The organism is Polyangium sp. 15x6 (assembly GCF_029960785.1).
Taxonomy (GTDB): Bacteria; Myxococcota_A; Polyangia; order Polyangiales; family Polyangiaceae; genus Polyangium.
The window spans coordinates 93,142-104,596 of sequence record NZ_JASBQE010000021.1; the positions used below are offsets into that span (position 1 = coordinate 93,142).

The following is an 11,455-nucleotide window of genomic DNA, read 5'->3' on the forward strand; positions in this document are numbered from 1 at the left end:
GAATGACTACGAATATGGGCGCTTGACAATTGCGCGTTGATACTCATCCAACCCGCGCGCTCAGGCGAAAGCCCGCGCGCGCGGCCGCCATGAGCCTATCTACGGCGGCGACAAACGTGCCCTCGTCCGTCACATCGAACCCGAGCTCGCGCATCTTCTCCGCGCACGCGAGTGGCAGAAGCACGCCGCCACGCGCACGCCTCCAGGCCTCGTGCAGCTCTTCCGCGCGCTCGGGCGGAAGACGAAGCGCGATGACGACATCGACAACGGACTTGCCCTTCTCGAACATCTCGAACGCGGCGCCCGCAAGCTGACCGTTCGACATGCGCTTGACGAGCTCGGCATCTTTCATGCGCGCGACGTCCTCGGCGCGGATGACGACAAGCGGTTGTTTGCCCCCGCCGGGGCGGCCTTTGAAGCCGCGAGCCTGCGAGACCGGCACAGGCGTGACGAGGCCCCTCCGTTCGAGCGTGAGCCACGCCGTGAGGCCGATGCCGAGCGCCTTCGCCGCTTGCGAACGGGTGAACCAACGTTTGACGTTCAGAGCCCCTAACTCGTTGATATTGCGCACGGTTGAAAGGGTACCAGAGCGATTCGTTTGGAGCCGAGCGAATGAATCACGGTCGGTGGGGTCTCGACGCCGCCCGGCCAGCCCGTACCGTTACACCCATGGCAGCGCAGATCGACAAGGGACGAATGGAGAGGTTCTATGAATCGGTGAAGGCGAAGACCAAGGACCAGGTCAACCGGCTCAAGAACCGAATTGCCGCTGCCGATGCGACGAGCAAGCAGGTTGGCCTGGAGGTGCTTGCGGCCCTGGAAATCGCTGGCGTCGCCTACACGTTCGGCTTCATCAGGGGCTATTACGGCGAGAAAAAGCTCCTCAAGGTGCCCGTCGAGCTCTGGGCCACCGTCGCTTTTCACGGGGTCGGGCTCTACCTCGACTTCAAGGCTTCGCCGACGAAGGAAGGAGATTTCGACCGCATCCTCGCGAGGCAGCTCCACAACCTCGGCAACGGCGCCGCGGCGGCCTACGCCCACACGCTCGGCGCGTCGATGGGTGCAGAGATGCGGCAGGAGAAGTCCCAGTCCCAGTCCCAACAGCTCGTGTCGCAACCCGTCGCGGCCGGGATGCTGCCGAGCGTCGGCGGTCCTGCCCTGCCCGCGGGCAGGGCGCATGAGCCGTACATCAACGAACCCGTTACCCAAGCCGAACTGATGGGCATGGCGGGCCAGGTCTGAACCCCCGGCGCGCGGGTCTGCGCGTTTCTACAGGAGAACGTCGATGTTTTACCCGGATGAGAACTACCCTTACGTTTCGGCGGGCGGTGACATCGTGATGGGCGGCGACCCGTTCCTCGATCAGGTGCTCCAGCCTGTGAGCACGGCGGGTCCGGAGATTTTCGTCGGTGCGCCCGTCGTCGACCCCGACATTGCCGCGCTGACAAACCTCGTTCAAACGTCCGGCTGGGGCAACGTGGCCGTCGGCGGCCCGGACATCCTCGTCGGAGCTCCGTACGGAGCTCCGTATTTCGACGAATCCGTCATCTTCACGGGCGCGCCCGTGCCCCGGCAGCTGCGCTTTCCCATGCGCGCGAACCCGCAGCAGCAGCTCGCGGCGCAGCAGGCACAGCAGCAGCAGCTCGCGGCGCAGCAGGCGCAAACCCGCGCGCTGCAGCAGCAGAACGCCGCGTTGAAGGCCCAGCTAGCGCGCGCGCAGCAGGCGCCCGCGACGCGCCCCGTTGGCACGCCTGCGAGGGTCGAGGAGGTCGGGCGCGAGAAGTACCGCAAAATCCCGCTGCCGATCAGCTCGAACGGCGACGTTCTCGCCAACCAAACGATGCTCGTCACCGCACGGCCGCAGATGATGGCGAAGCCCTACCGACTCGTCATCGAAAACTCGCAGTGGTGGCGTATTCGCGACGTGAAGGTGGGGAACAAGAGCCAGTTCATCGCCGCTGGAACCCTCCCGGGCGTTCTGTTCTCGCCCGACGCGATGGACGTGACGCTCGTGGGCGACACCGCGCAGGTGTCGCAGGACATCATCATCGAAGTCGAGAACAAGACCGGCGCGGACCACAAGTTCGAAGGCGCCCTCATCTGCCACGTCGTCGACTGACCAGGGCTACCAGCGGGAGCACGAGAAAGGCGCGCCATGAGTGGTTATCGTGTCACGTTCGAGTCGTCTCTGTTTTCGCCGCAAGGCGCGGACAGGGAGGAGTCGCATGAGACCTTGCAGCTCTATCTGGACACGCTTGTCCGGGCAAACTGCATCATCATGGCGCGCCGGCAGCTCCCCTTGCTGTACGCGTCCGGCGCGCGCTACGAGGCGGAGCCGCGCGGCCAGGAAAACTGGCAGGACGCACTCCGCGTCCTCGCTCGGAAGCGCGCCGACTGCGAGGACCTCGCGAGCTACCGCGCGGCCGAGCTGCGGACGCGGTTCGGCGTGTCGCAGGCCCGGGCCATCTTCACGTTCTGGCAGAGCCCGCAGACGCTCGAACAGCGCTACCACTGCCTCGTGCGCTACCCCATGCCCCCCACGGGGTCGCGTCCCTACGTTCACCCGTCGGCGCGTGTCGTCGACGGCAACCTGCTCGAGGAGGACCCCTCCAAGGTTCTCGGCATGCGAGGAGCTTTCTGATGCTCGCCGCCCTGATTCCGCTGCTCGCGCTCGTCGGCGTGGGCATTGCCGTCGCTTCGCGTGGTGCGGCAGAGCCTGCGAAACCGCCGCCCGCGCCGACGCCGACGGGCCCGGCGACGATTCCCGGGCAGCCCACCGCGGCAGAACTCACGTTCTTCGACATTCGCGCCGACGGCACGCGCGTGTGGAAGCCGCAGATGCGCGATGCGATTTTGCAGTACCTCGCGCAGTGGGGGTTCGTCCTCCTGCAGCCGAACGACCCGACGTACATTCAGCTCGTGCCGCGCAAGACGACGGCCGACGCGACGGCGAAGGACTGGGCCGAGCTCTACGCCGCGACGAAAGTCGTCCTGACCACGCGCTTTCTCATGGGCGACCAGAGCGTTCCGAAGGTTCTCCGAGCGGTCGCGCCCGGCGAAGAGGCCTTATGGGCTGGCGCGAGCTCGCAGGCAACCTTCGCGGTGCTCCTGGAGCGGGGCGCCGTGCCTCAGCAGCCGAGCCCGCAGCTCCCGAACCTGCCGGCCCCGCCCCCAGCGCCCGCAACGCCCGATGCGTTCACGCCGCTCGGCCCCGAGCTCGCCGACCAGGTGCGCGCCCTCATGCGGGACGCGACCGACCCAACGAAGCTCGTGCTCATGGCCGACAGCCTGGAGGGCAAAGAGCCGGTGAAGTACGGGCCCGCGGCCGAAGCGCTCCGGAAGCGCGCGAAGGAGCTCGAAACGCAGGCCGAGCTCGCGGCCATCAACTCGGGGCGCATTTACATCGTGCGGCCTGACGACCTGCAATCCGAGCTTGCGCAATGGTACACCGGTGACGCGAACCGGTGGCGCGAGCTCGGGAAGACGAACCCGAAGCTCCGCCTCATGCAGGGCGACGATGGGAACGGCCGCAAGTTCCAGTATTTCGCGCCGTGGGTTGCGGGCGACAAAATCGTCCTGCCCCCGGGCTGGGACGTGTCCAAAGGTTTGCCGCCGCGGCGCCCTCGGGGCGAACCGAAGGCGGCCGCGTGAAGAAAGGGAGCCCGGTCGTGTACAAGTCAACCGTCACCCTCACGTTGGGCTCAGGGAGAACGCTTCCCGTCGAGCTCATGACCGCTCGCCGAGACGGCGATTGGTTCGTCGGCGCCACGTTCACCATCAATGGGAGCCCTATCCGGCTCGCGGCGACGGCGAGCGAAGCGACGGTCCGCGCAGCGCTCGCAAAGCTCGGCCACATCGCCGAGCCGAGCACGGGCGGCTTTTTCGACACCATCGCGAATGCGATTTCGAAGTTCGCCCGCTCGAAGGCCGTCCAGTCGGTATTGCAAGGCGTGGCCACGGTCGCGAAAAACCCCATGGTGCGTGACCTCGCGAAGGCGTGGCCGGCCATGGGAACCGCGCTCGACTACATCGGCAAGGGCGCGGAGGCGGCCGCGAGCGCGCAAAGCCTCATCATGCGGTCGCAGAATGGCGACGCCAAGGCGAAGGCGGCCATCGCCAGCGTGTCGACCGCAGCGCGCCAGGGCAACCCGAACGCGCAGGTCATGCACCGTGTCCTTGGCTCGGTCTACGGGCGGCACAAGCAAGAGCAGGCCGCGCAAGCGCAAAGGCCGCCGCCGCCGCGGCCTGCTGCCCCGCCGCCAAGCGCGCCGCGGCTGCGGTTCCCCATGTACCCCCAGCCCGCGCCGCCGAACCCCTACGGCCCGCAGACGCAGCCGGTCTACCCCTACGGCCCGCCGGTGTCCGCCGGTGCGGCGCTGGACGCGGACCCGGACCTCATCGCCCTCGCACGTACCGTGCGTGCGACGGGCTAACGCAGGCTCACGACGAGAGAAACGAACATGTACCAAGCTGCAGCAGCAACGGTTCTGGGGTCGACCACCCCCACCTTCCGACGGAACCAGGGGTTCGCAGCCGCCATCGTGCGCAACGGCGCGGGCGACTACACGCTTACCCTCGACGAGGCGTTCGCGGCCGACGAACTCAATATCCAGTGCACTGGCGCGGAGGTGGGCGCCAGCGCCGTGTGTAGCGGCACGGCCCACGGCGGGACGGCGACACTGACGACGATTCGGGTGAACACCATTGGCGACGGTGGCACGCCCGCGGACGTCGACTTCTTCATCTCCGTATCCGCCTACGACCCGGATTGATGAGGTAGCGCGTGGAAGGCCGTCAAGACGTTCTCTCCGTTGCAGACGGCCGCCATAGCGGCGGATGGGCCGAGCTGAAGCCCGGCGGCGCTGACGTCAGCGTCATGAAGGCGGACGGCAAAGACCAGAGCCCGCAGGTGCTCACGATTGCGTGGAGCACGCAGATTTTTGCCGGCCGCCCCGAGCCGCTCGCAAGCCCCAAGCCATTCAAGGTGTTCGGCGTTCTCGACTGGGGGCAGGTCGGCGTCCAGCACCGAGCGACCTTCGATTGGGGGCGAGGCGGCGCCCTCACCATCACGGCCACGGCGTTCCACCTCCAGGCCCGAAACCTCGCGGCCGACGGGCCCACCATCACGGTGCGCGCCACGGCGAGCTACGCGCCTCGGCCTGGTCACGAGGCAAACCGCGTGACCCTGACCGACCGGTTCGAGGCGCTCGCTCCAGGCGCGCCGTTCGTCACGCCCGTGCCCCCGTTCGCACGCATGGCGACGGCGCTTCTCGAAGATTGGAGCGTGCTCGACCGCGGGGAGGTGACCGTGCAGTTCCTCGGGCTCGACAACGTGACGCTGTACGAATACACGCCGAAAAACTGCCGCATCGCCGACTCGGTCGAGATCCCGAACGACGTCGTCTTTGTCCAGGTTACGAAAACCGCGCCGGGTCCCGTCAATGGCGCGCTCTGCTTTCACCTGTCGCTATGAAGGCCAGCGAGTTCCTTGCTACAATTCGAGGGCAATCAGCGAGCGCCGCGCGGGACGCGAAGGTCGTGGAGGCGGCGCGTGCTGGCGGCCTCGTCGAGTGGCCCTGGGTCGAGGTGCCGCTCAAGAACGGTCGCGGCGCGTTTCGTGTGGCGAGCGACTACGTCAGCATCGGTGAGCACTACCCGACCCGAAAGTCGAACCGGGGCGATGATTGGGTCCGCGTCCCGATGGGAGGAGCCGCGGCGCAGTCCATCGCCGACTTGGTAGGCGCGGTTTTGCCGTCGGGCTACATGGTGGACCTGATTTGGGATGCTGCAGAGCTGAAACTGCGCCCCATCACGTTTCCCACCGCTGGGATGATGACGACGGAGAAGTTTGTCGAGCATCACCGCCGCATCGAAGAGCAGCGCGGCGGACGCGATGGGCTCGTCGCGGGCATCAAAAAAGACACCGTCGTCACGAACAAGCTCCTGAAGAAGCCCCAGGCCACGGCCATTTACGGCTGGCATCACCCGGACGGCAAACCCATTCAGCCGGTTTCGACGGCGCACGGCGAGCCGTGGTATTCCGACTACAGCCACGGCGTGCGGCTCGTCGCGCCGGAGATGGTGCTCGACGGCCGCACGGTGCTCGTGCAGGACGTGCTCCGGGACCCGAGCCTCGCCGCAGTGCTCACCGGTGGCGCCGCCTGGGGCGCGCGCCACGACGCGCCGAACGACGGCGTGCTCCAGGTCGTGCGCTACGGCAGCCAGCCGCGTGCGCCCGAGGTCGCACAGGTGATGCCCGTGGCGAGCTCGACCCCGAGCTCGGGGCGAGACCTCGGGGTCGCGGCGGTCGAGTGGTGTCTCGCAGAACTCGCGGCCGGCGTGCGAGAAGAGCCGCCGGGCTCGAACACAAGCCCACGCATTCGAGAGTACCTCGCGCCTGCCCGCCGTCGAGAGACCGGCAAGCTCGTCGGCCTCACCGCGGGCGAGTGGTGTGCCGCTGGGCAGTCGGCCGCGCTCGCGGCCGTTGCCCGTCCTGGCGAGTACGTGCCCCACGGCTACCGCATCGCGGTGTGGGAGCTGCGGGAGGATGCGAAGGCGACGGGCGCGTGGGTGCCCATCGCGGATGTCCGGGCGGGCCGGTACCGCATCCAGCGCGGCGACCTCCTCGTCTCGACGCGCGGCGCGCCCGGCCTCGGTCACGTCGCACGCGTCGACGTTCCCCCGAACGACCACGGCGAGGTCGTCACCATCGGCGCGAACGAAAACAACGCGTGGACGCGCCGCACGCGGAACCTAAGCGAGCCCGAGCTCGAGGGCGTCATCAAGTATCGCGACTATCGGCCCGTGATGACGCTCGATGCTCCTGCGCCCGCGAATGTCGCCGCTCGCCCCGCGCCCGCGCCTTCGACGCCCTCCCCCGCACCGGGGCAGTCGATTGACGCGTGGGCGCGGGGCGTCTTTCTCCAGGCCTGGGAGAAGGAGTTTCCCGGGACGCAGCCGACGGCGCAGGAGTTCCAGGGCATCATGGCCATCGCGCGTTACGAGCGCATGTACGGCCACGCTGCGAAGCCCGAGGCCGGGCGCGGGGCGAACAACTGGGGCGGCGTCCAATGCCCGAGCCGCGCTCCATGCAAAGAGGGATGCTACCCCGGCGGCGACAAGGACAAGGCCGGACAGGGGTATGCCGCGTGCTTCAAGAAGTACGACACGCCGCTCGACGGCGCGCGCCACCTCATCCAGCTCGTGACGCGACGCCGGCCACACGTACACGCAGCGCTTCGGTCTGGCGACCTTCTACGCGTCGGGACGGAGATGGGAACGAAGCGGACCATCGACGGGAAGGATTACCTCGCCTACCACGAGACCGACCCGCCGGTGTACGGCCGCAACATCTTCCACCATGCAAAGGAGCTCGCGAAAGCTCTTGGACAGCCGCTTGCCGTTCGCCTCGGCGAAACCACGGCAAGTTCAAGCGCTTCCGTGACGGACCCGCCGGCGGCGGTGCGCCCCGTCGCGCCCACGACGACACCCGCGAGCTCGAGCTCGTCGAACGCGTCCAGCATGCAGGCGGGCATTCGCGCCATTGTGGCGTCGCGTGCGCCGACCCTCGCGCGGGTCGTCGTGGGCGCGCCCATTGCGCCGTGCGAACTCGCTCCGGCGGTCACGACGGGCGTCGCGTCGTCGCTTTCGGTTCGTGACTACGCCGAGCGCGTCAATGACTACATTCGCGCTCTCCACGCCATCATCGAAGAGGAGCGGAAGATTCGTCAGCAGCCCGACGGGTTTCCGTGGAATGAGTGGGCGGCTTTTCGAGTCTCGTGGTCCGAGGCCTATTTTCAGGTGTCCCACGCCCTCATTCCGTGGTTTGATGACAGCGTGGTGAAGACCTACGACGGGCTCAGCCGGAAGTGGGCTGACGTCGTGCAAAAGCACTACGGCCGCCGCCCGGCAACCCCACTCCTGGACCCGCCGTCGCCGATTCCCAAGGCGGTCTGGTATGCGCTTGGCGGGTCGCTCGCCGTCGGTCTGCTCACCCGTTTCGTCATGAGGTGAAACCGTGGACGCTGCAACGGTTGCGCAATGGCTCGACGAGGTGCGGGGCAGACACAAGGCGTCGGGGACGCTCACTCTCACCCTCAACAACTATCGCGACGACGGGCGCGGGGTGCAGCTCGACGCATGGGACCTTCCCCAGGACCTCGACGTCGCCGAGCTCTGGCGAAGCATGTCGGAGCTCGCGCGCCTCGAGGCCGATTGCCTGAAGGGCGTGCAGACCTACGCCATCTGCGTCCACGCAGGCGGCGCGCTCGTCGCGCGCAGGCTGTTCCAGCTTGAGGGCGGTAGGGCAGACGTGCCCCTGCGACGCGAGGGAGACGGCGCGCACGAGGCCTTGCAGCTCCTCCTCAAGCATATTGAGGGGAAGGAAGCGGCCATCGCCCGAAAAGATGATCTCATCATGAAAATGGCGACCGGCTACGTTGGTGGCTTCGCGAAGGAGCTCGAACGCCTGCAGACCCGGAACGAGGCGCTCGAGCTCCGCGACATGACCCGTGCCGAGGGGTACGAAAAGCTGCTCTCAAAGCAGCACGAGCGCGAGCTCGCGGCGAAGAAGACCGAGCACGGCATGCAAATGACGCAGGAGCTCGTGCACGGCGTGCGCATGCTCGCGCCGTTCATCGGGAACAAAATCATTGGCGAGAAGGCCCTGCCGACGGGCACGCTCTCGCCCAAAGAGCAGGCATTGCAGGCGTTACTGGAGTCAGTCACGCCCCAGCAAATGCAGCAACTTCAAACCGTCCTGAACCCCTACCAGGCCATCGCCATCATGGAGTTCTGGCAGGACTACGTCGGCAAAAAGGACGAAACGCCTGCGGACAAGGCGCAGGAGAAGCGGTGACGCAATGGCGACGGACAAAGAGCTGCAGCAAATGGCGAAGCAACTCGACGCGGCAGCGCGTCGCAAGCGTCGCACGGGCCCGAAGAAGAAGCCGGCCGCGAAGAAGAGGGCCGCGAGCGCGCCGACGAAACGCCGCAGTCCACGCGCCAGCGCCCCGAAGCGAGCCAAGCGCGCCACGAAGAAGCGCGCCCCGAAAGGGTGCTCGACGAACGCGCTCACGGTCATGCTTCCCAAGGGCTCGCACCTCTCCGTCGTCGGCCAGACGTTCGAAGTCGTCGGAAAGGGCGGCGCTCCGTCGAAGGGCTCCGCTCCGAGCAAACCCAAAGCGTCGCCTCGGAAGGGGCGAAGGAAGGCCAAGCGGTCGTGAACAACAAGCCCAAGTTTTACCTGGACCCCCAGCAGTTCGGCGCGGGAACCGAGGACCTCGCGCAGAAGCTGCAGGCGCGTTTCGCTGACGTCCGCATCGCCGTCGGACCGAAGCAGTACAACGCGAACGCCCCGTCCGAGCACCGGGGCCGCATCGAGCAGCTCCAGGACTACGCCGAGCACGTCGGCGGCGCAGCCACGACGGGCCGCTCGCCGAGCTCGCCCGCGCCGAGCGGCGGAGGCTGACCCGTGGACCGGGGCCTCGACGCCATCGTCGCAAGCCGTCGCGGTGGGCAACCGGCGCCGAGGCCTGCCAGCGTCGTCCACGTCGGTGGCGACGCCGGGACGGTTGCAATCATCGCGAGTCGCCGTCCGGACGTCGCGACCGGCTTCGTGTCGCTGGGGCAGGCGACGGACCCGCTCATCGTTGCGGTGCACGAATCCCTTTCGAGGTCGCGCGACCGCATCTACACCACCACCACGCCCCTTCCCGCGGAGCAGGTCGCGCAGTTCGAGCAGCTCTGGGGGGAATGGGTGCCGTTCTTTACGGTGCCGTTCGTCCGCGGGCCGAACGCCCGGGAGCGCGCGGAGAAGTTCGCGGCATCGGCGAACTATTGGGAGAAGGTGCTCGATGCGCGGGAGGTACAGCCGGAGGCGCCGCCGTCACGGTGGCCGCTCGTCGTGGCCGCGGTGCTCGGCATCGGGGTGGTCGCCGCGGCTGCCTACAAGCCCAGATAGACCGCGGCCCGTCTACTCGTCCGCTTCGTCGTCCTGCTCTTCGTACCATTCATCGTGACACGTGCATTCGCACGGGTCGTCTTCTGGCGCCTCGAACGTGGGTTCGAGAGCCTCTTTGATGTCGACACGGTACCGAACGCGAATGCACTCATGCGGGCTCGTTCTCGGGCACGCGCAACGGTCGGTCACGGTGCACCTCCTTCGACGCACTCACCGACCATGCAAATCCCTGCGTCCCCCAAGCACGGGGCGTTGTCTGCGGTCCACACGACGACGCACGCGCCCAATACGCAGGTCGGGGCGAAGCATGGGCCGGGCGGGCAGCAGTCGGCCGTGACGTCGCAGTGGGCCCCGTCGTCCGGCGGAACGAGCGTCGGGCACGTCTCCGCGCCAGGCTCGACGTACACGTCGGCGCTGCAACCCGCGACCAGCGTGCCCAGCACGAGGCCGAGCACAAGCCCCCCCAACGCGCACCAGCGCAAGGGTTCTTGGTGGGTCATCTTCGCGGCGCGGGTCATGACGTGAACGCCTTTCGCACGGCCTCTTCGTCGCGCCGCTGTTTCGCGGCCTCGTCCAGCACAGCGAAACACAGCGAGCGCAGGCTCGACGATGGCATCGGGATGCACCTCGTCGGGTCCACCTGAATCGCCTCGCAAATGCGGCGGACGTCGAGCATCCAGTCGGCGGGATCCTGCACGCGTTTCGCGATGGCCCGTGCCATCTCGTCGCTGAGTGCTCCAATTGCGCTTCCCATCAACGTCGCCATATTCCCTCCTCGTTTGGTCAATCAATATCCACGCGAACATCACAGCGACGGACGCGCGCGTGGCCGCACCCGTCGAGAAACAGCACGTAGAGAAACCCCGGCGTTACCCACGCCGTGAGGGGCGGTGCGAGCGTCACTGCCGCTCGTCCCGCGTGCGGCCCGCCGACGATGCGGACGGGCGTCAAGTGCGGCAGGTCCGGCAGAGCTGCCCACCAAAGCCAACCGGGATAAAAGCCCAGCGACGCCACTGCCCCGAGCAACCCGAGGAAGAGCACGATGACGAGCACCTCAGCCATGCGTGCCCCTCCTTCAATGCGTCACCTGGGCTCGTGCCCCCCGGACCATGTCCCGCAGCCTCATGAGGAGCGGCGCGCGGTCGTTGAGGAACGTGGTTCCCGGCCCGTATTCGCGCCAAAGGCGCCCGAGCTCGTCGCGCTGCTTGATGGTGCTCTCGATGTGGCGTACGGCGGCGTGGTAGCTGCCGGCGTGCGCCGCGGCGAGCGTCACGCAATATTCGAAACCAAACGGGTTCGGGTGGCTCGTCGGGCGTTCCTCGCTGTAGATGCCGACGCGCGTGATGATGCAAAGCGGCCCGATGCGGAGCACGTGAGCCACAAGAAACGCGTGCGTAGTCATTCTGTCCGCCCTCCGACTACAGAACTCGAAACAGTCGTAGCTGCTCGCGAGGAGCGCCAGGCCTTCGCCACGGAATGCGCGCCTGCGCGAGC

The 11,455-nt window shown here is 67.4% G+C and carries 16 protein-coding genes; 12 read left to right on the top strand and 4 right to left on the bottom strand.

Features of this window, described 5'->3' with window-relative positions; genetic code table 11:
- Positions 1–43 precede the first annotated feature (43 nt).
- Positions 44–571 carry a hypothetical protein gene (locus QHF83_RS17780; protein WP_282419044.1) on the bottom strand — a complete coding sequence of 176 codons (528 nt, stop codon included), beginning with the start codon at positions 569–571 and terminating at the stop codon, positions 44–46.
- 98 nt (positions 572–669) lie between these two features.
- On the opposite strand from QHF83_RS17780, the gene QHF83_RS17785 reads away from it, so the two are divergent.
- From QHF83_RS17785 to QHF83_RS17840, 12 genes are all read left to right on the top strand, one after another.
- On the top strand, positions 670–1,242 hold the full coding sequence (locus QHF83_RS17785) for a hypothetical protein (protein ID WP_282419045.1): 573 nt from the start codon (positions 670–672) through the stop codon (positions 1,240–1,242).
- A 43-nt stretch (positions 1,243–1,285) separates the two neighbouring features.
- Positions 1,286–2,119, top strand: coding sequence for a hypothetical protein (locus QHF83_RS17790; protein WP_282419046.1), 834 nt, complete (start codon positions 1,286–1,288; stop codon positions 2,117–2,119).
- Positions 2,120–2,155: 36 nt separating this feature from the next.
- Positions 2,156–2,641: a hypothetical protein gene (locus QHF83_RS17795; RefSeq protein WP_282419047.1), complete on the top strand. Its 486-nt coding sequence runs from the start codon at positions 2,156–2,158 to the stop codon at positions 2,639–2,641.
- Positions 2,641–3,651 (top strand): hypothetical protein, encoded by a 1,011-nt coding sequence (locus QHF83_RS17800; RefSeq protein ID WP_282419048.1) that lies wholly within the window; start codon positions 2,641–2,643, stop codon positions 3,649–3,651. The genes QHF83_RS17795 and QHF83_RS17800 overlap by 1 nt, the downstream gene beginning before the upstream one ends.
- A gap of 77 nt (positions 3,652–3,728) precedes the next feature.
- On the top strand, positions 3,729–4,433 hold the full coding sequence (locus tag QHF83_RS17805) for a hypothetical protein (protein WP_282419049.1): 705 nt from the start codon (positions 3,729–3,731) through the stop codon (positions 4,431–4,433).
- A 27-nt stretch (positions 4,434–4,460) separates the two neighbouring features.
- Complete coding sequence (locus QHF83_RS17810) at positions 4,461–4,772, top strand: hypothetical protein (RefSeq protein ID WP_282419050.1); 312 nt, start codon at positions 4,461–4,463, stop codon at positions 4,770–4,772.
- Between the two features lie 11 nt (positions 4,773–4,783).
- Positions 4,784–5,473: a hypothetical protein gene (locus QHF83_RS17815; RefSeq protein ID WP_282419051.1), complete on the top strand. Its 690-nt coding sequence runs from the start codon at positions 4,784–4,786 to the stop codon at positions 5,471–5,473.
- Entirely contained in the window at positions 5,470–8,013 is a 2,544-nt protein-coding gene (locus tag QHF83_RS17820) for a hypothetical protein (protein WP_282419052.1), read from the top strand. The genes QHF83_RS17815 and QHF83_RS17820 overlap by 4 nt, the downstream gene beginning before the upstream one ends.
- 4 nt (positions 8,014–8,017) lie before the next feature.
- A complete protein-coding gene (locus QHF83_RS17825) occupies positions 8,018–8,857 on the top strand; it encodes a hypothetical protein (protein ID WP_282419053.1) in 840 nt (279 codons plus the stop codon).
- Positions 8,858–8,861: 4 nt separating this feature from the next.
- Complete coding sequence (locus QHF83_RS17830; RefSeq protein ID WP_282419054.1) at positions 8,862–9,224, top strand: hypothetical protein; 363 nt, start codon at positions 8,862–8,864, stop codon at positions 9,222–9,224.
- Positions 9,221–9,469, top strand: a complete 249-nt coding sequence (locus QHF83_RS17835) for a hypothetical protein (RefSeq protein ID WP_282419055.1) — start codon at positions 9,221–9,223, stop codon at positions 9,467–9,469. The genes QHF83_RS17830 and QHF83_RS17835 overlap by 4 nt, the downstream gene beginning before the upstream one ends.
- Before the next feature lie 3 nt (positions 9,470–9,472).
- A complete protein-coding gene (locus tag QHF83_RS17840) occupies positions 9,473–9,961 on the top strand; it encodes a hypothetical protein (RefSeq protein ID WP_282419056.1) in 489 nt (162 codons plus the stop codon).
- 514 nt (positions 9,962–10,475) lie between these two features.
- On the opposite strand, the gene QHF83_RS17845 is transcribed toward QHF83_RS17840, so the two are convergent.
- The 3 genes from QHF83_RS17845 to QHF83_RS17855 are packed head-to-tail and all read right to left on the bottom strand — an operon-like array spanning position 10,476 to position 11,342.
- Positions 10,476–10,727, bottom strand: a complete 252-nt coding sequence (locus QHF83_RS17845; protein WP_282419057.1) for a hypothetical protein — start codon at positions 10,725–10,727, stop codon at positions 10,476–10,478.
- 17 nt (positions 10,728–10,744) lie between these two features.
- Positions 10,745–11,023: a hypothetical protein gene (locus QHF83_RS17850; RefSeq protein WP_282419058.1), complete on the bottom strand. Its 279-nt coding sequence runs from the start codon at positions 11,021–11,023 to the stop codon at positions 10,745–10,747.
- A 13-nt stretch (positions 11,024–11,036) separates the two neighbouring features.
- The gene (locus QHF83_RS17855) at positions 11,037–11,342 is read right to left on the bottom strand and encodes a hypothetical protein (protein ID WP_282419059.1); all 306 of its coding nucleotides are present in this window, start codon (positions 11,340–11,342) and stop codon (positions 11,037–11,039) included.
- Between the last annotated feature and the right edge of the window lie 113 nt (positions 11,343–11,455).